We start from the raw sequence: 23,266 nt of genomic DNA, 5'->3' as shown, positions 1-23,266 counted from the left end.
CAATTTAGAATAACAATATGCCTATTCGCTCTTCTCAACCTTTGTATATTCAGGCCTGTGGCTTTCACTCTGCCATGGGACAAGATGATGCGCTCATCCACCAGTGTTTATCAGGAGCGAAGCCATCCAACATGGTGGTTGACCAAGATATTTTAAATTCAGGCCGCCAAACAGTAATCGGTCGAATTGCACAGACGTTACCGCAATTACCGACCGCACTCAGCCAGTTTGATACGAGAAACAACCGCCTCGCACTTTCGGCTTTGCTGCAAATCGAAGGCGACGTGCGTGACGCCATTGCTAAATATGGTCGTGACCGTATCGCAGTCGTGATCGGCACCAGCACATCTGGCATTTCAGATGGCGAAATCGCATTTGGCGAAAAGCTGGCAAACGGTAATTTTCCTGCCGACTACCATTACACCAAACAAGAGCTTGGCAACTGCAGCGATTTTATTGCCGCCTACTTTGATTTGAGCGGCCCACATTACTCAGTTTCAACCGCCTGCTCTTCTAGTGGCCGTGTCTTTTTAACCGCGCAGCGCCTGATTCGCTCTGGCATTGTTGATGCAGTTATTGTGGGTGGTGTAGATACCATTTGCCGCCTCACACTAAACGGCTTTAACGGTTTAGAAGCTCTATCCGATACTCTTTGCAAACCGTTTGACCAACATCGTAACGGCATCAATATCGGCGAAGCCGCAGCATTAATGTTGCTAAGCAAAACACCTGCGCCCGTTGCTCTTCTCGGAGCTGGCGACAGCTCAGACGCACATCATATTTCCGCACCACATCCAGAAGGGTTAGGCGCAGAACAAGCGATGAAAAAAGCGTTGGCCAATGCAGGACTTACAGCGCAAGACATTGGTTACATCAACGCGCATGGCACAGCAACGCCGTTAAACGATGCGATGGAAAGCAAAGCCATTCATCGCTGCTTTGGAGACTCCGTTCCCGTAAGCTCGACAAAGCCACTTACCGGACACACATTAGGCGCAGCAAGTGCAACGGAAGCCGCGATCGCTTGGCATATTCTCAAGTACAACCTTGATTTGCCAATACAGCACTGCGAAACCAAAGCAGACGATATCCATATATCGTTAGTTGAGACGCCAACCAAACTCGGTAACAAAGCGATTCTCAGCAACTCTTTTGCTTTTGGTGGCAATAATATTAGTCTTATTTTTGGTTACGCTCATGACTAAACTTCCTCCCATCGAACAACTTTTGCCACACGACAAACCAATGATCTTGGTTGATCGTGCTTTGGATGTTCAACAAGATACGATTCACTGCCAGGTTGATATCGCAGAACACAACCCGTTCTTCGACTCGACCTCTCAAACCGTGCCAGCTTACGTTGGCATTGAGTTTATGGCGCAATCTGTCGCGGCGTGGTCTGGTTACCACGCATTAATGAAGGAACAAGCGCCACCGATTGGCTTTTTACTTGGTAGCCGTCGATACACGTCTGAATGCGATACGTTTTCTCGCGGACAGGTGCTCGATGTGTATGCTGAAAAAGTTATGGAAGATAACGGTATGGCGGTTTTTTCAGCCCGTATTGAGCTACAAGGAACTGTTGTAGCGACTTGCCAATTGAACGTTTACGTTCCATCAGAAGAAAAATTACAAGAAATGAAAATCAGGAGTCAACAATGACCCGACAAGTCCTCGTTACAGGTGCCAGCAAAGGCATCGGTAAAGCCATTGCCGTTCAATTAGCCAAAGATGGTTTCCAAGTCATTGTCCATTACATGGGCGATCAACAAGGCGCGCAAGACACCCTAAACACCATCGAACAGCATGGTGGTAGCGGTCGTCTTATCCAATTCGACATCAGTGACCGTGCAGATTGTCGTGAGAAGCTAGAAGCCGATATCGCCGAACACGGCGCTTACTATGGCGTCGTAAACAACGCTGGCATCACAAAAGATACCGCTTTCCCTGCGATGACCGAAGAAGAATGGGATGGTGTGATTCATACCAACTTAGATAGCTTCTACAACGTTCTTCACCCTTGTGTTATGCCAATGGTGCAAAAGCGCAAAGGCGGCCGAATTGTTACGCTTGCATCAGTCTCTGGCCTAATGGGGAATCGTGGTCAAACTAACTACAGCGCAGCGAAAGCGGGCGTAATTGGTGCAACAAAATCACTCGCGCTTGAACTGGCAAAACGCAAAATCACCGTCAACTGCGTTGCTCCAGGGCTTATCGACACAGGCATGGTAGACGAACACGTGAAAGAACATGCGATGCCGCAAATTCCTTTGCGCCGCATGGGAGAGCCAGAAGAAGTTGCTGGTTTAGTCAGTTACCTTATGTCTGACATCGCAGGCTATGTAACTCGCCAAGTCATTTCGGTAAACGGAGGCCTAGTATGAGCCGTCGAGTTGTTGTCACCGGAATGTCAGGCGTGACTGCGTTTGGTAACGATTGGCAATCTGTCGAACCAAAACTGCGTGACTGCCAGAACGCGACGCAATACATGCCTTCTTACGAACAGTATGATGGTTTGAACACCAAGCTCGCGGCACCAATTTTAGATTTTGAACTGCCAAAGCACTACAAGCGCAAGCAAGTACGCGGCATGGGGCGTGTTTCCAAATTGGCGACCGTCGCAACAGAAAACGCACTAAGCCAAGCAGGTTTGATTGGTAACAACGTACTCACCAATGGTCAAACGGGTATCGCATACGGCTCATCAACAGGCAGTACTGACGCAATCGGCGCATTTGGTGTCATGCTGAATGAGAAAACCACTAAAGCGATCACCGCAACGACTTACGTGCAGATGATGCCGCATACTACGGCAGTGAACGTTGGTCTATTTTTCGGTTTGAAAGGCCGAGTGATCCCAACCAGCAGTGCATGTACTTCTGGCAGCCAAGCAATCGGCTATGCCTACGAAGCGATCAAACACGGCTACCAAACGGTGATGGTTGCTGGTGGCGCTGAAGAATTGTGCCCAACGGAATCTGCTGTCTTCGATACCCTTTTTGCCACCAGTCTGAAGAATGAAGACCCGAAAAGCACACCAAGACCTTATGACTCCGATCGCGATGGTTTGGTGATTGGTGAAGGTGCGGGAACACTGGTTCTGGAAGAGTACGAACACGCCGTCGCTCGTGGCGCGAAAATCTATGCAGAAATCATCGGTTTTGCCAGCAACTGTGATGCCGCACACGTCACTCAACCACAGATGGAAACCATGCAAATCTGTATGGAAATGGCTTTGCAAAACGCGGGCATTCCTGCTGAGAAGATCGACTATGTATCTGCTCACGGCACAGCCACCGACCGCGGCGATATTGCGGAAAGCAACGCAACAGCGAATGCTCTGGGCAAAGTGCCAATAAGTTCACTCAAGAGCTACTTTGGCCACACACTAGGCGCCTGTGGCGCGATTGAAGCGTGGCTAGGTTTAGAAATGATGCACACAGGTTGGTTTAACCCAACGCTCAACCTAGAAAACCTCGACGAGCAATGTGGCGATTTAGACTACATCGCCGGACAAGGCCGAGAGCTGGACGTGAAATATTTGATGAGTAACAACTTCGCCTTTGGCGGCATCAACACCTCCATCATCTTTAAAAAGATGTAATGCCCTTAGTAAATGCAAAAGCGCTGGTTAACCAGCGCTTTTTTGTTGGTGGCTATCCAGATTGCTAGAAATTGCAATGGCTAGAATGCCATTCAAAAGTTGTAGATAGAGTGGCAATTACAGCCAAAAACCTAAAAACGACAAAGCCCCGACAACTCAAAGAGTTATCGGGGCTTTTGAATAAATGGCACGCCCTATTGGATTCGAACCAATGACCACATCCTTAGAAGGGACGTGCTCTATCCAGCTGAGCTAAGGGCGCGCTACAGGGACAGGATTATACGAGTTCAAACGGGTAAATCAACGGGTTTTCATAACATTCTGATCTGAATGCCTAAAAAAAGTCCATTAAAACGCTTAATGTTCAAAAACACCACAAAGCAAACGTTTGCGTATGGATGTTGATAAGAAATTCTGCGACAATGCGCCGCAGATAATCTGCCTTCTTAATTTATAAGGAAAGTCATGACTGCTCAAAATATAGACGGAACTCTCATTTCCCAAACTGTTCGATCCGAAGTGGCTGCACGTGTTAAAGCACGTGTTGAAGCTGGGCTACGTGCTCCTGGTTTAGCAGTGGTTCTAGTTGGTGAAGATCCTGCCTCTCAGGTTTATGTCGGTAGCAAACGCCGCGCATGTGAAGAAGTTGGGTTTGTTTCTAAGTCTTTTGACCTTCCTGCGTCTAGCTCAGAAGAAGAGTTACTAGCGCTGATTGATGAATTAAACAATGATGATGAAATTGACGGCATTCTAGTGCAATTACCCCTTCCTGCGGGCATAGACACAACACATGTTTTAGAGCGCATTCACCCAGAGAAGGACGTGGATGGCTTCCACCCTTATAACGTTGGCCGTCTTGCGCAACGTATTCCAAAGCTTCGCTCTTGCACGCCAAAGGGCATCATTACCCTACTCGACCGTTACAACATTGAGCTACGTGGTAAGCATGCGGTTGTGGTTGGCGCATCAAACATTGTTGGTCGTCCAATGACACTTGAGCTGCTGCTTGCGGGCTGCACAACAACAACATGTCACCGTTTTACCAAAGACCTAGAGAGTCATGTGCGTCAAGCTGACGTTGTCGTGGTTGCGGTTGGTAAACCTAACTTCATCCCTGGTGAGTGGATTAAAAAAGGCGCAGTGGTGGTCGATGTCGGTATTAACCGTCTTGATTCAGGCAAACTAGTTGGCGACGTGGAATACGACAAAGCACGTGAAAGTGCGAGCTTTATTACTCCTGTTCCTGGTGGCGTTGGCCCAATGACCGTCGCAAGTTTAATTGAGAACACGATGCTCGCTTGCGAACAGTTCCACACAGACAAATAACGTAAATTTCAGATACGAAAAAGGCTCCGCAAGGAGCCTTTTTGCTAATTGTTGATATCTATTTCAATTACAGACTTAAAATCACGCCCGCAATAGAAGCGCTCATTAAGTTCGCCATGACACCAGCGATAATCGCACGGAAACCATGCTTAGAAACAAATGCACGCTTTTCTGGTACCAAAGAGCCCAACCCACCAATCAGCATCGCCATGCTTGAGATATTTGCAAAGCCACACAAAGCAAACGTCACGATTGCTTGTGAGTGTTCACTAAGTTGAGACTTCACTTCTGCAAGCTGGATGAAAGCGACGAACTCATTCACCACAATCTTGTTACCAATCAGCGAGCCTGCTGTGGTTGCTTCTTGCCATGGTATACCCAACAACCAAGCGACTGGCGCAAACACAAAACCTAGGATGAGCTCAAAACTTAATGGTGTCCCAATCAGATCACCTATCCAGCCTAACATGCCGTTTAGCATTGCAATGACACTAATAAACGCCAGTAACGTACCACCGACCGATACAGCAATGCGTACACCCGCCATGGCACCATCGGCTAATGCTTCTACTACGTTGGTTGCACGTGGAATTTCAACTTGGCTAATGTCGATATCTGCTGCTTTATCCGTATCTTCTGGCATTAAAATTTTTGCCATCAACAAGCCGGCAGGTGCCGACATAAATGCAGCAGCAATAAGATAGTTGAGGTCGACACCCAGTGATGCGTAACCAACCAACGTTCCGCCAGCAACTGACGCTAAACCACCTGTCATAACTGCAAAGAACTGCGAGTCAGTCATGTGTTTTAGGTAAGGCTTTACCATTAATGGTGCTTCAATGGTGCCAACAAAGATATTCGCCGTAGCAGACAAAGACTCAGCACGACCGATACCCAGCAGCTTTTGAATACCACCACCGATAAAGTTAATGATTTTTGGCATCACACCAATGTGATAAAGACCTGAGATAAGAGAGGAGAAGAAAACGATGATACCCAGAACATTGATCGCAAAGGTGAAGCCCCCTGTCGCCAAATTACCGAATAAAAACGCAATGCCCTCTTGACCATAGTTGATCAAATTCGACACAACACTGCTCACTGAATTCAGCGCATCTCGTCCTGCTGGTACATATAAAACCAACAACGCAAACAGTACCTGCAAAGCAAACGCAAACGACACCGTTCTCAGCTTTATATTTTTTCTATTTGTAGAAAGTAGCCATGCTAGGAATAGTATGGCTACGATACCAATAATTGAGTTCATAAAATGAATCCGACAGAAGGGGGATATAGAAGGCACCGGATTGTATAGCGGACTCAAAATGCTGCAAGTTGAGGATGTTAACAGTGTGAAAAGTTTAAGCGACCAATAACTGATCAACAAAATAACCAATTGAATTTATTGAAGATAAACGTTTGCTTATTTTAATTGTTTCCATATGGAAAATATGTTTCTGATTCAGGAAAAATTTTTGTGAAGTGAATCACCTTATGTGTCGTTCTACAACGTCATTGATCCTGTTATTTAGGAATAGAGATGTAAGGCGCCAAACGTTGGTCCCAATGACAAGGGTTGCCGATCTTCTGTTTGATAAAGTTAATCACTGCGGATATTTTTTTTGGCATATGCTGGCGGCTTGGGTATACCGCATAAAACGGCATCGACTGGCTGGCTTTCCAATCAGGTAACAGCTGTATTAACTTACCCGTTCTGAACTCATCACCCAGCAAGTAAGTGGCAAGGTAGGCAATACCCCAACCTGCAATAGCCGCATCCCGAACGGCTTCTGCCAGATCTACTGAATAGTTACCCGAGACTTTTACGTTCAATTCTTGCTGATCTTTGGTAAACGCCCACCCCGTATAGTCACGCTCCCAGCTTCTGTATATGAGGCAGTTGTGAGCAGATAGGTCATCCGGTTCTGTTGGCGTGTCATGTTTCAATAAGTAATCTGGCGATGCCGCAACAACAAACTGGCAATCCGTCAAACGCTGCGCAATGTAACCTTCAGGCAAATGCTCGTTGTTGGTTACCCATAAATCGAGCCCTTCGGCTAACATATCGACCTTATAGTCAAACAGATGTACTTCCACTTGAAGTTGAGGATACAGTTCGCGTAACTCTTGAATCGCTGGAATAATGTGTAAGGTACCAAATGATTGCGACAACCCAAGACGTACCAAACCTGCTACTTCATCCCGCTGGGTTTCCATCTCTAATGTGGCGCTGCTCACCGCTTGTACCACTTGCTCACAGTGATGAAAAAAGGTTTTCCCTGCCTCAGTCGGCGTAAAGCTTCGCGTAGTGCGTTGAACAAGCTTGATACCAAGAGACGCTTCTAACTGACTCAACTGTTTACTCACATGAGACACCGACACGCCTAAGCTCTTTGCAGCAGCTGTGAAGCTTTTGTGTTTAAGAAGAGCGGAGAAAATCACCATTTGTGCGGCACGTTCAGATAACACGCTTTACCTCGATTTGGTTATAGAAAAAACAAAGGGCTCCGAAGAGCCCTTGTATTGAAGACTGAATGCCAAATTGTTTGATGGCAGATCAGTATTTAATGCGGTCAGCCAAGTGACTCACAGCAAGTGCGAAGTAGTAAGAGCGGTTCCACTTCATCAATACGTTGTAGTTATTGTAAACCAGATACGTACGACCATTCTCGTCGTCCGGCATGATCAACCATGCTTTGATGTCTTCATCCAGTTTTGGCAACGGGCTACCGTCATATTTTGTGATACCTAATTGGCTCCACTCTTGAAGGTATTTGCCTTTTTCAGCCGTGCGCCCTTCTAGGCTGCGATCAATATTTTTAGGAACCTTAACTTGGCGACCCCAAGTATATTTATCATCCCAACCAGACTTGCTCAAATAGTTAGCGGTTGATGCAAACACGTCCGCTTCAGATTGCCATATGTCTTTTTTACCATCACCGTTGCCGTCAGCAGCAAAACGAAGGAAAGAGCTTGGCATAAACTGGCATTGACCCATCGCACCAGCCCATGAGCCTTTAAAGTTCTCTAGCTCAATATGGCCTTGATCGAGGATCTGAAGTGCCGACATAGTCTCTTTACGGAAAAACTCTTCACGACGGCCTTCAAATGCCATTGTGGATAGTGCATCAATCACTTTAAAGTTGCCGGTAAACTTACCAAAGTTACTTTCAACTCCCCAAAGTGCCACAACAAAGCGCGGGTGGACACCGTACTCATCGCCTATACGCTTTAGCTCGGTGTAATGCTCTTTGTAGAGTTGTCTGGCTTGCTTCACCTTCCATTCAGGCACCGCGCGAGGAATGTACTCATCCAATGTCAGTTTCTTTTCTGGTTGGTTTCGGTCCGCTTTTACTGCTCGGGGCTTGTACTCAACATTAGCAAAAGCAGCACTAATGACCTGCTCTGAGATACCTTTATCACGAGCTTCAGCACGCAGCTTATTCAAGTATTCATCAAAACCCTCGCTACTTGCAAAAGCCGAGGTACACATACCAACGCTAAGCATGGTAGCCAGTATCTTTTTCATATTGCCCTCCTTGAGCAAGGCAGAAATCCCAGATGAAAAACGATGACGTTATTCGCCTTTCTGCTGGGCTTTTTGTTCTTTGTACTTTTCTAATAGGTTCTCCGGCGGCGGTGGAACCTGAAGAAAGAAGCCATCATTTTGTAATGAAGCCTTCACTTTTTCGATATCAACTTGTGCCAATTTACGGCCATCAAGTTTAATCGTCATGACAGCGATAGGCTTACCGAACATCTGCATTAAGGTGTCAGGAACCTGTGAAAAATCATCCTTTTTCGGAATATAGAGATAAGTACCTTCTTTTTTCGAGCTTTTATAAATAGAACAAAGCATGACACGCCTTTTATGCTGATTTAGCCGCGTTGAGTGCGGATTAGGTTGTAAACGTCAAATTCTCGCAAACTTAATAGCAAATTTGAGATTAATTCACCTATTTGCCCACGAGAGAACTTGCTGCGTCAAAGGATGAAATATAACATGACATACCTAGTTTAAGGCAACGCTCTTTCAATAAAGGCAAGAAGTCCACGATGACCCATTCACCAGACCTTAAAGGTAGCAGTTTTACATTGTCAGTTTTACACCTTTCTGACAATGAGATCGCAAAGACTGTCGAATTTTTGCAAGAAAAAGTTTCTCAAGCACCTTCTTTTTTTGCATCCGCGCCTTTGGTAATCAATATAGCAAAAGTACAAGGCGACATTGATTTCCCTAAGCTTAAACAAGGCATCTCAGATGCTGGTTTTATTCCGGTCGGTGTAACGGGCTGTAAAGACAAGCGTGTACAAAACCTTGCTTCCGAAGCTGGCTTCGCCATTATGTCGGCGAGCAAATCACCAAGCCAAGCACCTGCCAAAATGGCACCAACGAAAGTAGTTCGTACGCCTGTCCGCTCAGGACAACAGATCTACGCAAAAGATGGTGATTTGGTGGTGCTAGCGCACGTAAGTGCTGGTGCTGAAGTCATTGCTGACGGCTCTATTCATATCCATGGCACACTTCGAGGTCGTGCGATTGCAGGAGCAAGTGGTCAGCAGGAAGCGCGTATTATTTGCCACGATTTACAAGCAGAACTGGTATCCATTGCGGGTGACTACTGGTTAAGCGATCAAATTGAAAGCGAGTACTGGCAAAAGAAAGTAATGATCAGTAAAGCCGATGAATCATTACATTTAGAAGTTCTCGCGATTTAATCTAAAAAGGAAAAAAAATGGCACGCATTATTGTAGTAACGTCTGGTAAAGGTGGCGTTGGTAAAACCACTTCAAGCGCAGCCATCGCCTCTGGTCTAGCTCTTAAGGGAAAAAAGACCGCGGTGATCGATTTTGACATCGGTTTGCGTAACCTCGATCTAATCATGGGCTGTGAGCGCCGCGTCGTGTATGACTTTGTAAACGTCATTAACGGTGAAGCGACATTAAACCAAGCGCTGATCAAAGATAAGCGCACGGACAACCTATTTATTCTTCCTGCTTCTCAAACTCGTGATAAAGACGCACTGACAAAAGATGGTGTTCAGCGCGTATTCGGCGAACTTGATGAAATGGGCTTTGATTTCATTATTTGTGATTCACCAGCAGGTATCGAGAAAGGCGCGTTAATGGCCTTGTACTATGCCGATGAAGCCATTGTCACAACGAACCCAGAAGTCTCTTCTGTACGTGACTCTGACCGCATTCTCGGTATTTTAGATTCTAAGTCACTGCGTGCAGAACAAGGGCTAGAGCCAGTAAAACAGCATCTGTTACTGACTCGCTACAACCCATCTCGCGTCACTCAAGGCGAAATGCTAAGCGTTGAAGACGTAGAGGAGATCTTACATATTCCACTACTGGGCGTGATTCCAGAAAGCCAAGCCGTGCTTAACGCGTCAAACAAAGGTGTGCCAGTCACTTTTGACGATAACACCGATGCGGGTATGGCTTATTCTGACACCGTTGATCGCTTATTAGGCAATCAGGTTGAATTTCGTTTCCTTACTGAGGAGAAGAAAGGACTCTTTAAACGACTCTTTGGAGGCTAGACATGTCATTATTAGAATTTTTCCGTCCACAGAAGAAAACTTCTGCGAATCTAGCTAAAGAGCGTTTGCAAATCATTGTCGCAGAGCGCCGCAGCCAAAATGATCCTGCGCCGTCTTACTTGCCTCAATTAAAAGAAGACATCTTGAAGGTGATCAGCAAGTACGTGGCAATTGATCCAAATATGGTTGACTTAACATTTGAGCACAAAGACGACGATATCTCAGTTCTTGAGCTGAATGTGAAGCTACCAGACGAAGAAAAGTAATCAGTTTCTCTCGCAAGACGAATACTCTAATTAGAACGAAAAAGGTTGGCATCGAGGCCAACTTTTTTCATCTTTCATTACTTTAATGCTTTGTTCATCTTGTCGCCGAGTAAATCCAAACGCCACCCTTGCATCAAATCAGGCAATACTTCTGGGTCACGATCTTTTTTCCAAACCCAACTGATCAACTGATTGATCTGCTTTTTAGAGGCAAGGAACTCCGTGGCTAAACCTGACTTCTGCGAAGCCGATTTCACCAAGTCTTTCATATTTTTGAAGACCTGCTTGTAACCCGGATAGTCCATTAAACGCTCAATTTTCGCAGGATACTCTTCAGAAGGTGTTTGCTTCGCTTGTTTAACAATCGCGGCAATCTTCGCGCCATGGCGGTTAATCGCTCGGATATCAATATCTTCTGCTTCCATCTTCTTAAAGTTCGTTAAACCAAGACGAGCGACCGTTAATAGATCACCTTCTTTGAAGATAAAGTTCAGCGCTAAATCTCGTTTGATTGCTTCACGATAACGCCACGTCGCCAATGGCTTTAAAATCGCCAGCTCAGAAGGTTTTAATTGCCAAGCGCCCTTAATATCAAGGTAGGCATTCTCTTCATTGGTTACGCGAATACGTTTCGAAACGAGTAAATCACTTTCTTGCTGTACAGCTTCCCACCAACCTGCTTGCGTCACCTTATCGAACAGCTTTTCGTATAAGGGTAACAAGTAATGAACATCTGCGGCAGCATAATCTAATTGCTTTTGTGTCAGTGGACGAGCCATCCAGTCGGTACGTGATTCACTTTTGTCGAGCTCTACGCCTAAATATTCTTCCACCAGCGATGCGAAGCCTGTCGATAGGCCGTGACCGAGAAAAGCGGCCATCAGCTGCGTATCCACCATAGGGAATGGTGTACAACCAAAAGCGTTTTGGAAAACTTCTAAATCTTCACCACATGCGTGCAGCACTTTTAGCACAGAAGTATCTTTTAATAGCGCTACAAACGGCGTCATATCCGTTAATTCAGTCGGATCAATCAGCGAGAGGCGATTACCATCGAAAAGCTGAATCAGACCTAACTGCGGGTAGAAAGTGCGAATACGAACGAATTCGGTATCCAGCATCACTACGTCTGCCTCTCGGGCATGAGTGCAAACCTCTTCTAGGTCTTTGTTTTTAGTAATAATTTGATAGTTCACATACTTCTCGCTATAAAAAATGCCAGCAAAACGCTGGCATTCTATCATTTTTTAAATCTCTCGACTCGACGAAATCGGCTTATGCGCTTTTCTTCGCAAGTTCAGCGTCATTCTCTTCGCGTAAAACACGACGCAAGATCTTACCGACATTGGTTTTAGGTAAGTCTTCGCGGAATTCAACCAACTTCGGAACTTTGTAGCCAGTTAGGTGTTCTCGACAATGCGCGATCACTTCGTCTTTGGTCAAGCTCGGATCGCGTTTCACGACATAAATCTTCACTAATTCACCAGACACTTCATGCGGCTGACCAATAGCAGCAACTTCAAGTACTTTGCCGTGTAGTGCTACAACGTCTTCGATTTCGTTCGGGTAAACATTAAAGCCTGATACTAAGATCATGTCTTTCTTACGGTCAACGATATGCAGGAAGCCTTCGTCATCGAACTTAACGATGTCGCCAGTTGATAGCCAGCCGTCTTCGTTAATCGTATCTTTCGTTGCTTCAGGTCGTTGCCAGTAACCTTGCATAACCTGAGGACCACGAACTTGAAGTTCACCAGTTTCAGTATTCGCAAGAGCGTTGCCTTCTTCGTCCACGATACGAACTTCTGTTGATGGTACCGGCAGACCAATAGAGCCATTGTATTCAACAAGATCATGCGGATATGCCGCCACCAACGGAGAACACTCTGTTAGACCGTAACCTTCGAGCAAGTAGCAACCCGTGGTCTTTTGCCATCTTTCTGCCACTGAGCGCTGCACTGCCATGCCGCCGCCAACAGCTAAACGTAGATTACTGAAATCCAACTCGTGGAAATCTTCATTATTGACCAATGCATTAAATAAGGTATTCACGCCCGTAATCGCAGTAAACGGATGCTTTTGTAGCTCTTTCACGAACCCTGGAATATCTCTAGGGTTGGTAATAAGTAAGTTACGACCACCCATTTCGACAAACAGCAGACAGTTTACGGTAAGAGCAAATACGTGATACAGCGGTAACGCTGTTACGACTAATTCACGCCCCGGAGATAAAACCGGTCCGTACGCGCCTTTTGCCTGTAGAACGTTCGCAATCATGTTGCGGTGAGTCAGAATCGCACCTTTCGCGACACCTGTCGTCCCCCCCGTATATTGCAGGAATGCAATGTCATCCCCAGACATAAACGGTTTAACGTATTGTAGACGACGACCTTTACGTAGAGCCTGACGCATTGAGATAGCACCAGGTAAATCGTACTTAGGCACCATGCCCTTAACGTACTTCACGACAAAATCGACAATCGTACCTTTCGCTCGTGGCAGCATTTGACCAAGACTGGTTAACACTACGTGTTTGACTGGTGTTTTATCGACGATTTGTTCTAGCGTATTCGCAAAGTTAGACACAATCACAATCGTCGTCGCACCTGAGTCATTCAATTGGTGTTCAAGTTCACGAGGAGTGTAAAGTGGGTTAACGTTTACGGCGATACAACCTGCACGCAAAATACCAAACAACGCCACTGGGTATTGCAGTAGGTTTGGCATCATCAGAGCAACACGGTCACCCTTTTGCAGTTTTAACTCGTTTTGCAGATACGCTGCGAATGCGCGACTACGCTCTTCCAATTTACGGAAGGTCATAACCGAGCCCATGTTCATGAATGCTGGTTGGTCTGCATATTTTTGTACAGACTGTTCAAACATTTCTACCAAAGACTCATATTGCTCTGGATTAATGGTTTCAGGTACGTCACTTGGATAACGTGAAAGCCATGGTTTATCCACGATGTTACTCCTCGTTTATAACTGGCTAAAAAATAGCGTCCTTTTTATTTTGAAAGCTATTACAGCACAGCGAACGTGCTTGAGCACGCAACTCTCAAACACTTGTTTAAATTTTGTTAACTACACCAAGAATTCGCGTTGCGACCTCGAGTATTTGCTCTAAATGACAGTGATGACCACCCTTGACAGAAACCACTTGCGGTGGGTTCTCTCCCCAATCAGCTTGGTTAGATGGTAAATTCTGAAATCCTTGATCGCCTAATACAATCAAATGAGGACAACGTATTTGGCTGGTAATCGAGTTAGCATGCGCTTGCGCCATTCGGTAAAGCGACGCACATTTTAACTTGGCGTCATGCCGCCAATACCATTTATCTCCTCGCTGCTCTGTTCCACGCTCTACTATCGGTAGAAGCTGCTCAGCGGTTAATTGGTTGGCTTGCATGCGTAATTTTAACGCCAGATCGAAGGAGGCAATGGCTCGCTCTGGCTTGTTTTGCTGTCTTATTCGACTTAAAACGCCATCGCGAAGACGAGGCAAACTGTTAGTAGGATCCTCATGAAGAGGTCCTGCTCCCTCAATTTGCACAAGAGCTTCGACCTGCTCTGGAAACGCTGCACTATAGCAACTTGCGATTAAAGCACCAAGTGAATGCCCTACTAATATCAGTCTGTTTGGTGATAATTCGTCCAAAAACTGATACAAATCGGCAATATAGTCGTGAAAGGGGTAATAATTATCGTGAGATTTATGACTCGATAAACCGTGACCAAAATGATCGATGGCGAGGAGGTGTAAGTGAGGATTAAGTTGATTCAACTGCTCCATGAGCGCTTTAAAGCTGCCCGCATTATCTAACCACCCATGAAGAAAAACGACTGACAAGTCAGCCGTTTTCTCGTTCCCTATCTCAAGGGCTGCCATTTTGCCGGCAGGAAGCTCGAATTGACGCTCATGCATCGCAGATTATTTGACCTGTTTTATCACTTTACCGTCTTGCGGGAAATCATTACGCCACATGCGGCAGTTAATCGAGTAACATGGGTAAAAGTAGGTTGGCGAGTCATACATGCGTACACGTTCTTCAATTTTCCATAAACGGTACCCTTCCCCCTTAATTACCGGGAAGATGTAACCGTGCTCACCGATCTTTCCTTCTTCTTCCCCTGCTCCTTTGCCTACAACCGTCACCAAACGGCCTTCACTAAAGGCGACAGGCTCTAAATAGCCATCAAAATAGGCGACAAAACGCCCCGTAGGCTCTTCATCAATATCAGGTTTACCAGACTCACTGATAGGAAGGTTTACAATCTCTAGACGCGTTTTATCTTTAAAGTTATCCACTTTAGCGATGATTCCACCAAGGCGAACATCTTCACTCACTTGCCCCTGAGACTCAGCAAACGCTTTATAGTCTGTAACGACCAATGCTGTGCTTGCATTTAGCTCCTCTGGCAAAGAGCTACACGCAGACAAACCAACCGTAGCAAATAATGCGAGAAAAAACCGTCCAAAAACCTTCATAAACCACCTTTCAATATTAGTAACCCCAAGCTGGGGAGATCTCACACGTAAATATCGACACCAAGTAATTGAGCCAGTTCCTCTTTTTTAGCTCGATTCATGACATCCATGTACTGCTCCATTGCTTTACGTGCGCCCCCTTCAGGAAGGTCATATTGCACTTGAGCTCGGTGAATTTGGGACTCATCCACGTGTTTTATGGAGTGCGCCACGGCGTTAGCAACCTTTGAAGGCTGACCTACAGGCTGCTTTGTTTGTGATTTATTTACCTGCTTCTTTTGACTGGCTTTATGAGTGCGATTTGCACCGGGAATCAAAGAAGGAGGCAAGCCATTAATCGACGCCATAGCACTCCATAAAAATACAGGGCAAACGCCCTGCTTTTTGTCAGGTTAATGAAAAACGGACTATTCGCGACCAGGAAGTTTTTTCCATGTCACATTATCACGTAAATAAACAGGGCTCGAATCTTCGACCGGCACGGTATTACCCTTTTTAAATTCTTGTTCAGCAAGAATCACGATGTCTTGTGAATCAGGGTACAGAACGTCACTATGCGTCAAATTAAACGGTAGGTCTGCTAATACTTCTTGGTAAGCATCCCAACCAGTACCTGCTGTCGTCCACGTTTTGTCGTCTGCTTGTGCTTCTTCAACGAGACGTGCTGGTGGAATTACGCACTCTGCATCCATCTCTGCCCACTCACCGTTTGCTTGGCGAGTGTAACGTGCCCAGTAAACTTCACCCATACGTGCATCAATGGCCACAGCGACATCGGTCACACCATGTAAGCGATAGCTACCTTGAGCCATTGCAGCCAGCGTTGAAACGCCGATCATAGGTAAGTCAGCACCGAACGCCAAACCTTGTGCGATACCAATACCGATACGAACGCCAGTAAAGCTACCTGGACCACGTCCAAACGCTAACGCATCCAGCTCTTGTAGAGTCAGGCCAGCTTCTTTGAGTACTTCATCAACCATTGGCAGTACTTTTTGGGTGTGATCGCGTGGTGCAACCGCGCTACGTGAAATCACTTGATCATTAGCCAACAACGCAACTGAACAGTTTTCAGTCGCTGTATCGATAGCAAGAATTTTTGCGCTCATTTAACTCTCTACAACTTTCATTTATTGGGTTATGCCTCAGCACTTGCGTCTGTGACAGATTGTTCTGCTTTCAGGAATGCTTTGATTCCATCTAAGTCTCGCGTCCTTGGGATAGGTGGTAGGCTTCCGAGGAAAATACCACCATAGTCTCGCGTGACGAGGCGATTATCACAAATGATCAACGCACCGTGATCCTTCTGATCTCGAATTAATCGCCCGACTCCCTGCTTTAACGTAATCACTGCATCCGGGATTTGTACTTCAGCAAATGGTTCACCGCCACGTAATCGACAATCCTCGATACGGGCTTTGAGTAACGGATCGTCAGGGGCGGTAAACGGTAATTTGTCGATAATAACACAGCTCAGCGCATCACCTCTAACATCAATCCCTTCCCAGAAAGCGCCCGTCGCCACGAGTAAAGCGTTACCCAGTTCCATAAACTCCGCCAAGGTTTTCTGCTTACTCATCTCCCCTTGCATTAACACAGGCAGCTCAAGTACTTCTCGGAACTTCTCACCTAGTTCACGCATCATGCTGTGCGAGGTACATAAAAAGAAGCAGCGACCATCATTTTCTTCAATCACCGGAGCAAGCATTCGGACTAACTTATCCGCTAAGCCGTTACTGTTTGGCTCTGGCAAATACCTTGGCACACAAAGGCGCGCTTGCTTTTGATAATCAAAGGGGGACGGCAGAGAAAATTGCTTTGTAGGCTTGAGGCCAAGGCGCTCAGTAAAGTGCTTGAAATCGCCCGATACGGCTAGGGTTGCTGACGTGAAAATCCAAGCGCCTTGTTTAATCTCTATTTGCTCATGGAACTTGTCCGCGACAGAAAGAGGCGTAATGTGCAGAGCGAAATGACGAGGCGAGGTATCGTACCAGTATGAGTAACCGGTAATATCGACATCACATACCCGGTCGATACGGCCTTTGATCAAATTTGCTCGTTCAAAGGCGGTATCCAGTAATTGACTGCGCCCTAAGGCTATTTTGAGTACATCAATCGCCAATTCGAGGCTGTCAGTTAAGCGCAATAATTCTCGCTTAATAGAACCTGATTGCAACGCCTCACGCCAGTTGCCACGAAAGCCTGGCTCACCCAATACAATCCGCATGTCCATTGCGCTTTGCATGAGTTTGTCGCCCACTTTTTGCAATTGACGCATATCTTTGGCTTCGGTGCGATAGGCTATTTCAATGTCTTTGGCAAGATCGTGAATTTGGCGGCTTGAAACTGACTGGCCGAAATATTCGCTCGCAATATCTGGCAACTGATGAGCTTCATCAAAAATAAACACATCGGCTTCTGGAATCAGTTCACCGAATCCTGTTTCTTTGATCGCTAAATCAGCAAGAAACAAGTGATGGTTCACTACAACAATGTCGGAATCCATGGCTCGCTTACGCGCTTTCAATACAAAGCAATCAGTGTAGCTCGGACATTCTTTACCTAAACAGTTATCATTGGTTGAGGTGATAGTCGGAATGATCATGCTGTCTTCTGGCAGATCATCACAATCACCAAGGTCACCTGTTTTGGTTTCTGATGACCAAGCACGCACTTTAACCAGTTGAGTTAATAACGTCGGGTCAGATTCATTAGTGTGGCTTTCGACCATTTGGCGGCTCAAACGATCCAAACACAGATAATTAGAACGCCCTTTTAATAACGCCACTTGGCCATAAAAACCAAGCGCATTGACCATGAGCGGTAAGTCACGATGGTACAACTGCTCTTGCAAGTTTTTCGAGCCTGTACTGATGATCACTTTTTTACCGCTTAACAGCGCAGGGACTAAGTAGGCGAAGGTCTTACCGGTTCCGGTTCCTGCCTCCACCACCAACTGGGTTTGATCTTTGATCGCACTGCTGACGGCTTCCGCCATATCGATTTGTGGCTGACGAGCTTGAAAGCCAGGAATGGCCTTACCTAACGCGCCATCAGAGGAAAAAGTTTTTGCGATCATGCTTGGTATTGAGTTTGAAAAATTATCGAGAGTATATCAGAGGAATAGGAGTGACATCAGCCCACAATCTGACCAGCTTGCGGCGACACGCGGATATTTTGTTGAAACCAACGTAAGAATAGATTATTTATGGTGAAACATGGCAGTACAGTTACACCCGCCAGGGAATAATAACAAATTCGTACGCTAAAATATTAATGCATGGAAGTACCTGATTTATGGAAAAGAAAACACTGTTGACCCACTGTTCTGACGCCCCGGGTCTCATCTCGAAAATTACTAATATCTGTTACAAGCACCAACTCAACATCGTTCACAATAACGAATTTGTTGATAATACCAGTGGCCACTTTTTCATGAGAACGGAGTTGGAGGGGTACTTCAACGATCAAACGTTTCTTGCCGACTTGGACCAAGCTCTCCCGCAAGGTGCTAAGCGTAAATTGGTTGGCTCTCGCCGTAAGCGCATCGTCATTCTCGTCACAAAAGAAGCGCATTGTTTAGGCGATATTCTGATGAAAACCTACGATGGAAGCCTAGATGTTGAGATCGCCGCTGTGGTGGGGAATTACGACAAACTGCAAACTCTCACTGAACGCTTCGACATTCCTTACCACCATGTGACCCATGAAAACCTTAGCCGTGAAGAACACGAGCAGAAGATGCTAGAAGTGATCGATCAATACGATGCTGACTTTTTGGTGCTAGCTAAATACATGCGCGTATTAACGCCGACGTTTGTTGAGAAATATCACCACAAAATCATTAATATTCATCACAGCTTCTTACCTGCTTTTATTGGCGCGAAGCCATATCAACAAGCTTACGATCGCGGTGTGAAAATCATCGGTGCAACAGCACACTTCGTGACTAATGATTTAGATGAAGGGCCGATCATCAAGCAAGACGTAATTCCTGTCGACCATACATTCAATGCCCAAGATATGGCGCAAGCGGGACGCGATGTAGAGAAGAACGTATTGAGTAAGGCTTTGAATAAAGTGATCAATGACCACGTCTTTGTTTATGGGAATAAGACAGTGATCCTTTAAGTTCATCGCTTTTGAATGAAAGAAAGGGTTGCTCATTTGCAAACCTTTCTTCTTTCTAGTCGTTCAAAACTTGCTTATTCAGCCTGCTCAGACTCCACAATACGCTTAAGTGAATGCGGGTGCAGTTTGATACAAATGTCTTGGTACTTAAACGCCACCGTTGGGTTGTTCAAGCGTTCGCCATCCCCTTTCGGGCTCGACAGTTTGATCTTCACACCCAGCTCTTCCAACTCATTAAAACGCGCCCCAAACGCTGGGTAAGTGTGTTTCAAATCAGCAAGAAACTCGTCTGCAGTTTCGGCATGAGACGGAATAACAAACTCCACATGTTCCCAGCTTTCAGTTGAGTAGATTTTGCCTTCCGCAGGGTATGGCAGTTCCAGACACTCAATCTTCCAGCCACGACTTTCCAACGCTTTATCGAATTCGATAACGATGATTGGGCGACCGTTGATTTTCGCTTGTGAAATCACCTTACCGTATTGATTCCATGCTTCATGCGCGGCTTTTGCTGTTTCAGTATCATTAATTCGCAGCGCAATATGGTCAGCTTGAGCAAAGCTCAGATCCAGTTTTAACAGGGATGCAAGCTCTTCAATCTTCGCCATAAATGCATCCAGATCTTGGATCATCAATTTAGGCGCTAGGCGTTTTTCAACTAGTTGAGTCGTCATTGTGGCTCTCTTTTGGGGCGATTTATCTCATTACTCTGAGCGCAATAGTAAACTCAAACCAAACCACATTTCCATTCAATCGAAAAAGTATAAATTTCCCCAATTCCTCTCTGTATGAAAAGCAATAAAGTTGTTATCATTAGCCCCATTTTTGTGAACTCCAACAGAACTCGGCACTTACTTCGCCGAGTTCTTCGTCCTTGAATTGAAGGAAACGCGTGTGAATATCCAAGCACTTATTAATGACAAAGTATCTCAGGCTCTAGAAGCCGCTGGCGCACCTGCAGGCAGTCCTGCGGCAGTACGCCAATCAGCAAAGCCACAATTTGGTGACTACCAAGCAAACGGCGTAATGGGCGTTGCTAAAAAACTGGGTACTAACCCACGAGAATTTGCACAGAAAGTACTGGATGTTCTAGACCTAGATGGTATTGCAAGCAAGACAGAAATCGCTGGTCCTGGTTTCATCAACATTTTCCTAAGCGAAGAGTTCCTAGCAAAACAAGCGGAAGCAGCACTGGCTGACTCACGTCTTGGCGTTGCAGCAGACGAAGCTCAAACTATCGTTGCCGACTACTCTGCACCAAACGTTGCTAAAGAAATGCACGTTGGTCACCTACGTTCAACCATCATCGGTGATGCGGTAGTACGTACTCTTGAGTTCCTAGGTCACAAAGTGATCCGTGCGAACCACATCGGCGACTGGGGTACTCAGTTCGGTATGCTTATCGCAAACCTTGAGCGTGTACAACAAGAGTCTGGCGAAGTTTCTATGGAACTTGCGGACCTTGAAGGCTTCTACCGCGAATCGAAAAAGCTGTACGATGAAGATGAAGAGTTCGCAGTAAAGGCGCGAAACTACGTGGTAAAACTGCAAAGCGGTGACGAGTACTGTGCAGAAATGTGGAAAAAACTCGTTGATGTAACCATGATCCAAAACCAGCGCAACTACGACCGTCTAAACGTGTCACTGACTCGTGACGACGTGATGGGCGAGAGCATGTACAACGACATGCTTCCTAAGATCGTTGCAGACCTAAAAGAACAAGGTCTTGCCGTTGAAGATGATGGCGCGCAAGTTGTATTCCTAGATGAATACAAGAACAAAGATGGCGAACCAATGGGCGTTATCGTTCAAAAACGCGATGGCGGTTTCCTATACACAACAACAGACATCGCATGTGCAAAATATCGTTATGAAGAGCTAAGCGCAGACCGTGTGCTTTACTTCATCGACTCACGTCAACACCAGCACCTAATGCAAGCTTGGACAATTGTTCGTAAAGCAGGCTACGTACCTGAGTCAGTATCTCTTGAGCACCACGCGTTCGGCATGATGCTTGGTAAAGATGGTAAGCCATTCAAGACTCGTGCGGGTGGTACCGTTCGCCTTGCCGACCTTCTAGATGAAGCAGAAGTTCGTGCAGCACAACTGATCGAATCTAAAAACCCTGAACTAGATGCGGAAGAAAAAGAGAAGATATCTAAAACAGTTGCAATGGCAGCGGTTAAATACTCTGACTTATCTAAACACCGTACGACTGACTACGTGTTCGATTGGGACAACATGTTAGCGTTTGAAGGTAACACAGCACCATACATGCAATATGCATACACTCGCGTAGCTTCTATTTTCGCTAAAGCTGGTGTTGCTATGGACGCTCTCCAAGGTGACATCAAAATCACTGATGAGAAAGAGAAAGCACTTATTGCTAAACTTATGCAGTTCGAAGAAGCGGTTCAATCTGTCGCTCGCGAAGGCCAACCGCACATCATGTGTAGCTACCTATTCGAACTAGCAGGTCAGTTCTCTAGCTTCTACGAAGCATGCCCTATCCTAGTTGCTGAAGACGAAGCTGTGAAACAAAGCCGTCTGAAACTAGCAGCGCTAACAGCGAAGACCATCAAGCAAGGTCTGTCTCTACTAGGTATTGATACTCTAGAGCGTATGTAATCCGCTTTTACGTAGGTAGCTTAAGTAGCACAAGCTAAATGATGACAAAGGTTGACGTGAAAGCGTCAACCTTTTGTTTTATCTGGCGTATACTGATGTCATTCAATTCAAATCGGACAACATAATGAGTTTTGAACTGCACCCTCAACTGGCAAAAGACACCACCGTTATCGGCCACTTCCCACTGTGTGTGGCGCTTTTGCATAAAGATAACGCCGTGCCATGGGTTATCTTAGTCCCTAAACGTGCAAACCTAAAAGAGCTTCACCACTTGCCAATGCAAGAACAGCAACAGTTTTTGCTAGAGTCTCAAGCGGTAAGCCAAGCACTGGAAGCAACATTCCGTCCAGACAAGCTAAACCTTGGTGCGCTAGGTAATATGGTGCCACAGCTGCACATTCACCATATTGCTCGCTTCAAAGATGACGTAGCATGGCCGGGACCGGTTTGGGGGAACACCAAAGGTGAATTCCGTACAGAAGAAGAGCAAAACGAATTGCTTGGTCGTATTAAGAACGTGTTATCACTGAGCTCTATTTTCCAAAAAGCATAAGCACTGTAAGCGAAAATAATTCGCCTTTGAATACGGCTAAAATAGACAGAGAAAGATTAATACGTATTTGTAACAATCTTTCTCATTTTTCTGGGATTATAACTAAAATAAAACTTGTTTAGACTACCAGCTCAGTTAGAGAGGGTCATCATGAAACAAGTCTTCAACACATTCCGATACGTCAGCTGGATCGCCATCATCTGTTCTATGGCTGCTTCATTCTTGCTTTTTCTTATGGGTGCAGCAAAAACCTATTCAGCATTTGCGGTCTTCATTCTTAATCAAACACCTCCAGAAGCACTCGCACATTTAGATAAAGCAGACATCGCGATCGCTTATTTGATCAAGTCACTGGATACATTTCTTGTCGCACTAGTTTTGTTCATCTTTGCTCACGGCATCTACACACTATTTATTTCCAACAAAGCTAAAGCGAAAACACAAGAGCAGTCGGTTTTGCATTGGATCAGAACCCCAAACATCGGCCATCTAAAAAACATTTTGGCTGAAGTCATCATCGTGATCTTGTTTGTGAAATTCTTAGAGCTCGTGCTGATTAACTTCGACAGCTTAGATTGGACGATCTTAACATTACCTATTTCGATTTTAGTTTTAAGTCTTGGTTTGAAGTTCCTAGGGTTAGGCGCGACTAAACACTCTGAAGAGCATTAATTTCGCTGTATTCACAAACAATAACCAGCAAAATAAAAGCCGCAT

Annotated in this window: 24 protein-coding genes and 1 tRNA gene; 12 read left to right on the top strand and 13 right to left on the bottom strand. The window is 45.6% G+C overall.

What is annotated here, in order from left to right:
- Positions 1 to 17: 17 nt before the first annotated feature.
- Genes R7M72_RS16670 through R7M72_RS16655 form a run of 4 tightly spaced genes read left to right on the top strand, consistent with a single transcriptional unit; the run spans position 18 to position 3,604 of the window.
- A complete protein-coding gene (locus tag R7M72_RS16670) occupies positions 18 to 1,205 on the top strand; it encodes a beta-ketoacyl-[acyl-carrier-protein] synthase family protein (RefSeq protein WP_258474063.1) in 1,188 nt (395 codons plus the stop codon).
- Positions 1,198 to 1,662, top strand: a complete 465-nt coding sequence (locus R7M72_RS16665; protein ID WP_005388322.1) for a hotdog family protein — start codon at positions 1,198 to 1,200, stop codon at positions 1,660 to 1,662. Before R7M72_RS16670 ends, R7M72_RS16665 begins: the two co-directional genes overlap by 8 nt.
- Positions 1,659 to 2,384 (top strand): 3-oxoacyl-ACP reductase FabG, encoded by a 726-nt coding sequence (gene fabG / locus R7M72_RS16660; RefSeq protein ID WP_005388326.1) that lies wholly within the window; start codon positions 1,659 to 1,661, stop codon positions 2,382 to 2,384. Before R7M72_RS16665 ends, fabG begins: the two co-directional genes overlap by 4 nt.
- Complete coding sequence (locus tag R7M72_RS16655) at positions 2,381 to 3,604, top strand: beta-ketoacyl-ACP synthase (protein ID WP_258474064.1); 1,224 nt, start codon at positions 2,381 to 2,383, stop codon at positions 3,602 to 3,604. The genes fabG and R7M72_RS16655 overlap by 4 nt, the downstream gene beginning before the upstream one ends.
- A 185-nt stretch (positions 3,605 to 3,789) precedes the next feature.
- Here R7M72_RS16655 and R7M72_RS16650 read toward each other — a convergent pair.
- Positions 3,790 to 3,866, bottom strand: a tRNA-Arg gene (locus tag R7M72_RS16650).
- 203 nt (positions 3,867 to 4,069) lie between these two features.
- Here R7M72_RS16650 and folD point away from each other — a divergent pair.
- Complete coding sequence (gene folD / locus R7M72_RS16645; RefSeq protein ID WP_005382297.1) at positions 4,070 to 4,930, top strand: bifunctional methylenetetrahydrofolate dehydrogenase/methenyltetrahydrofolate cyclohydrolase FolD; 861 nt, start codon at positions 4,070 to 4,072, stop codon at positions 4,928 to 4,930.
- 67 nt (positions 4,931 to 4,997) lie between these two features.
- Here the strand turns inward: folD and R7M72_RS16640 are convergent, their stop codons facing one another.
- The 4 genes from R7M72_RS16640 to R7M72_RS16625 all read right to left on the bottom strand — a co-directional run bounded on the left by R7M72_RS16640 (position 4,998) and on the right by R7M72_RS16625 (position 8,789).
- On the bottom strand, positions 4,998 to 6,197 hold the full coding sequence (locus R7M72_RS16640; protein ID WP_005382298.1) for a NupC/NupG family nucleoside CNT transporter: 1,200 nt from the start codon (positions 6,195 to 6,197) through the stop codon (positions 4,998 to 5,000).
- Positions 6,198 to 6,454: 257 nt separating this feature from the next.
- Complete coding sequence (locus R7M72_RS16635; protein ID WP_017634801.1) at positions 6,455 to 7,399, bottom strand: LysR family transcriptional regulator; 945 nt, start codon at positions 7,397 to 7,399, stop codon at positions 6,455 to 6,457.
- Positions 7,400 to 7,487: 88 nt separating this feature from the next.
- Positions 7,488 to 8,459 carry a lytic transglycosylase domain-containing protein gene (locus tag R7M72_RS16630; protein WP_017634802.1) on the bottom strand — a complete coding sequence of 324 codons (972 nt, stop codon included), beginning with the start codon at positions 8,457 to 8,459 and terminating at the stop codon, positions 7,488 to 7,490.
- A 48-nt stretch (positions 8,460 to 8,507) separates the two neighbouring features.
- Positions 8,508 to 8,789 (bottom strand): YcgL domain-containing protein, encoded by a 282-nt coding sequence (locus R7M72_RS16625; RefSeq protein ID WP_005382303.1) that lies wholly within the window; start codon positions 8,787 to 8,789, stop codon positions 8,508 to 8,510.
- Between the two features lie 197 nt (positions 8,790 to 8,986).
- Here R7M72_RS16625 and minC point away from each other — a divergent pair, with 197 nt between their 5' ends.
- From minC to minE, 3 genes are read left to right on the top strand one after another with little or no spacing between them, the layout of a single operon-like run.
- On the top strand, positions 8,987 to 9,649 hold the full coding sequence (gene minC / locus R7M72_RS16620; protein ID WP_005382304.1) for a septum site-determining protein MinC: 663 nt from the start codon (positions 8,987 to 8,989) through the stop codon (positions 9,647 to 9,649).
- Positions 9,650 to 9,666: 17 nt separating this feature from the next.
- Positions 9,667 to 10,479 carry a septum site-determining protein MinD gene (minD, locus tag R7M72_RS16615; protein ID WP_318056260.1) on the top strand — a complete coding sequence of 271 codons (813 nt, stop codon included), beginning with the start codon at positions 9,667 to 9,669 and terminating at the stop codon, positions 10,477 to 10,479.
- A 2-nt stretch (positions 10,480 to 10,481) separates the two neighbouring features.
- A complete protein-coding gene (gene minE, locus R7M72_RS16610; protein ID WP_005388332.1) occupies positions 10,482 to 10,745 on the top strand; it encodes a cell division topological specificity factor MinE in 264 nt (87 codons plus the stop codon).
- 77 nt (positions 10,746 to 10,822) lie between these two features.
- Here minE and rnd read toward each other — a convergent pair whose 3' ends face one another.
- The 7 genes from rnd to R7M72_RS16575 all read right to left on the bottom strand — a co-directional run bounded on the left by rnd (position 10,823) and on the right by R7M72_RS16575 (position 18,316).
- Entirely contained in the window at positions 10,823 to 11,941 is a 1,119-nt protein-coding gene (gene rnd / locus R7M72_RS16605; protein WP_031777213.1) for a ribonuclease D, read from the bottom strand.
- A gap of 79 nt (positions 11,942 to 12,020) precedes the next feature.
- Entirely contained in the window at positions 12,021 to 13,712 is a 1,692-nt protein-coding gene (gene fadD / locus R7M72_RS16600; protein WP_005382216.1) for a long-chain-fatty-acid--CoA ligase FadD, read from the bottom strand.
- 106 nt (positions 13,713 to 13,818) lie between these two features.
- Positions 13,819 to 14,673, bottom strand: a complete 855-nt coding sequence (locus R7M72_RS16595; protein WP_005382215.1) for an alpha/beta fold hydrolase — start codon at positions 14,671 to 14,673, stop codon at positions 13,819 to 13,821.
- A 6-nt stretch (positions 14,674 to 14,679) separates the two neighbouring features.
- Complete coding sequence (locus R7M72_RS16590; RefSeq protein WP_054578017.1) at positions 14,680 to 15,237, bottom strand: Slp family lipoprotein; 558 nt, start codon at positions 15,235 to 15,237, stop codon at positions 14,680 to 14,682.
- A gap of 41 nt (positions 15,238 to 15,278) precedes the next feature.
- Positions 15,279 to 15,584, bottom strand: coding sequence for a hypothetical protein (locus R7M72_RS16585; RefSeq protein ID WP_017819942.1), 306 nt, complete (start codon positions 15,582 to 15,584; stop codon positions 15,279 to 15,281).
- A gap of 60 nt (positions 15,585 to 15,644) precedes the next feature.
- Entirely contained in the window at positions 15,645 to 16,346 is a 702-nt protein-coding gene (gene tsaB / locus R7M72_RS16580; RefSeq protein ID WP_318056259.1) for a tRNA (adenosine(37)-N6)-threonylcarbamoyltransferase complex dimerization subunit type 1 TsaB, read from the bottom strand.
- Between the two features lie 29 nt (positions 16,347 to 16,375).
- Entirely contained in the window at positions 16,376 to 18,316 is a 1,941-nt protein-coding gene (locus R7M72_RS16575; protein ID WP_005382210.1) for an ATP-dependent DNA helicase, read from the bottom strand.
- Positions 18,317 to 18,534: 218 nt separating this feature from the next.
- On the opposite strand from R7M72_RS16575, the gene purU reads away from it, so the two are divergent.
- Complete coding sequence (gene purU, locus R7M72_RS16570) at positions 18,535 to 19,368, top strand: formyltetrahydrofolate deformylase (RefSeq protein WP_005382206.1); 834 nt, start codon at positions 18,535 to 18,537, stop codon at positions 19,366 to 19,368.
- A 74-nt stretch (positions 19,369 to 19,442) separates the two neighbouring features.
- Here the strand turns inward: purU and R7M72_RS16565 are convergent, their stop codons facing one another.
- The gene (locus R7M72_RS16565; RefSeq protein ID WP_017634806.1) at positions 19,443 to 20,042 is read right to left on the bottom strand and encodes a VOC family protein; all 600 of its coding nucleotides are present in this window, start codon (positions 20,040 to 20,042) and stop codon (positions 19,443 to 19,445) included.
- A 220-nt stretch (positions 20,043 to 20,262) separates the two neighbouring features.
- Between R7M72_RS16565 and argS the strand changes: the two genes are divergently transcribed.
- The 3 genes from argS (at position 20,263) to R7M72_RS16550 (ending at position 23,221) form a co-directional block, all read left to right on the top strand.
- On the top strand, positions 20,263 to 21,996 hold the full coding sequence (argS, locus tag R7M72_RS16560; RefSeq protein ID WP_025517318.1) for an arginine--tRNA ligase: 1,734 nt from the start codon (positions 20,263 to 20,265) through the stop codon (positions 21,994 to 21,996).
- Between the two features lie 124 nt (positions 21,997 to 22,120).
- Positions 22,121 to 22,549: an HIT family protein gene (locus R7M72_RS16555; RefSeq protein WP_005382194.1), complete on the top strand. Its 429-nt coding sequence runs from the start codon at positions 22,121 to 22,123 to the stop codon at positions 22,547 to 22,549.
- A 150-nt stretch (positions 22,550 to 22,699) separates the two neighbouring features.
- The gene (locus R7M72_RS16550) at positions 22,700 to 23,221 is read left to right on the top strand and encodes a YqhA family protein (protein ID WP_042523163.1); all 522 of its coding nucleotides are present in this window, start codon (positions 22,700 to 22,702) and stop codon (positions 23,219 to 23,221) included.
- Positions 23,222 to 23,266 lie beyond the last annotated feature (45 nt).

Origin of the sequence: Vibrio sp. YT-18, from assembly GCF_033337345.1 — a bacterium.
GTDB lineage: Bacteria > Pseudomonadota > Gammaproteobacteria > Enterobacterales > Vibrionaceae > Vibrio > Vibrio alginolyticus.
Note: the sequence above shows the minus strand (reverse complement) of the source record. Positions and strands in the feature narration are given on the sequence as shown.

Bases quoted from the DNA above. Each gene is read 5' to 3' on its own strand.
- folD (WP_005382297.1), top strand. From the start codon at position 4,070: ATGACTGCTCAAAATATAGACGGAACTCTCATTTCCCAAACTGTTCGA.
- R7M72_RS16625 (WP_005382303.1), bottom strand. From the start codon at position 8,789: ATGCTTTGTTCTATTTATAAAAGCTCGAAAAAAGAAGGTACTTATCTC.
- R7M72_RS16555 (WP_005382194.1), top strand. From the start codon at position 22,121: ATGAGTTTTGAACTGCACCCTCAACTGGCAAAAGACACCACCGTTATC.
- R7M72_RS16590 (WP_054578017.1), bottom strand. From the start codon at position 15,237: ATGAAGGTTTTTGGACGGTTTTTTCTCGCATTATTTGCTACGGTTGGT.
- minE (WP_005388332.1), top strand. From the start codon at position 10,482: ATGTCATTATTAGAATTTTTCCGTCCACAGAAGAAAACTTCTGCGAAT.
- R7M72_RS16575 (WP_005382210.1), bottom strand. From the start codon at position 18,316: ATGATCGCAAAAACTTTTTCCTCTGATGGCGCGTTAGGTAAGGCCATT.
- R7M72_RS16595 (WP_005382215.1), bottom strand. From the start codon at position 14,673: ATGCATGAGCGTCAATTCGAGCTTCCTGCCGGCAAAATGGCAGCCCTT.
- R7M72_RS16585 (WP_017819942.1), bottom strand. From the start codon at position 15,584: ATGGCGTCGATTAATGGCTTGCCTCCTTCTTTGATTCCCGGTGCAAAT.
- fabG (WP_005388326.1), top strand. From the start codon at position 1,659: ATGACCCGACAAGTCCTCGTTACAGGTGCCAGCAAAGGCATCGGTAAA.
- R7M72_RS16665 (WP_005388322.1), top strand. From the start codon at position 1,198: ATGACTAAACTTCCTCCCATCGAACAACTTTTGCCACACGACAAACCA.
- R7M72_RS16655 (WP_258474064.1), top strand. From the start codon at position 2,381: ATGAGCCGTCGAGTTGTTGTCACCGGAATGTCAGGCGTGACTGCGTTT.
- R7M72_RS16565 (WP_017634806.1), bottom strand. From the start codon at position 20,042: ATGACGACTCAACTAGTTGAAAAACGCCTAGCGCCTAAATTGATGATC.
- tsaB (WP_318056259.1), bottom strand. From the start codon at position 16,346: ATGAGCGCAAAAATTCTTGCTATCGATACAGCGACTGAAAACTGTTCA.
- R7M72_RS16550 (WP_042523163.1), top strand. From the start codon at position 22,700: ATGAAACAAGTCTTCAACACATTCCGATACGTCAGCTGGATCGCCATC.
- R7M72_RS16630 (WP_017634802.1), bottom strand. From the start codon at position 8,459: ATGAAAAAGATACTGGCTACCATGCTTAGCGTTGGTATGTGTACCTCG.
- purU (WP_005382206.1), top strand. From the start codon at position 18,535: ATGGAAAAGAAAACACTGTTGACCCACTGTTCTGACGCCCCGGGTCTC.
- R7M72_RS16670 (WP_258474063.1), top strand. From the start codon at position 18: ATGCCTATTCGCTCTTCTCAACCTTTGTATATTCAGGCCTGTGGCTTT.
- minD (WP_318056260.1), top strand. From the start codon at position 9,667: ATGGCACGCATTATTGTAGTAACGTCTGGTAAAGGTGGCGTTGGTAAA.
- minC (WP_005382304.1), top strand. From the start codon at position 8,987: ATGACCCATTCACCAGACCTTAAAGGTAGCAGTTTTACATTGTCAGTT.
- R7M72_RS16640 (WP_005382298.1), bottom strand. From the start codon at position 6,197: ATGAACTCAATTATTGGTATCGTAGCCATACTATTCCTAGCATGGCTA.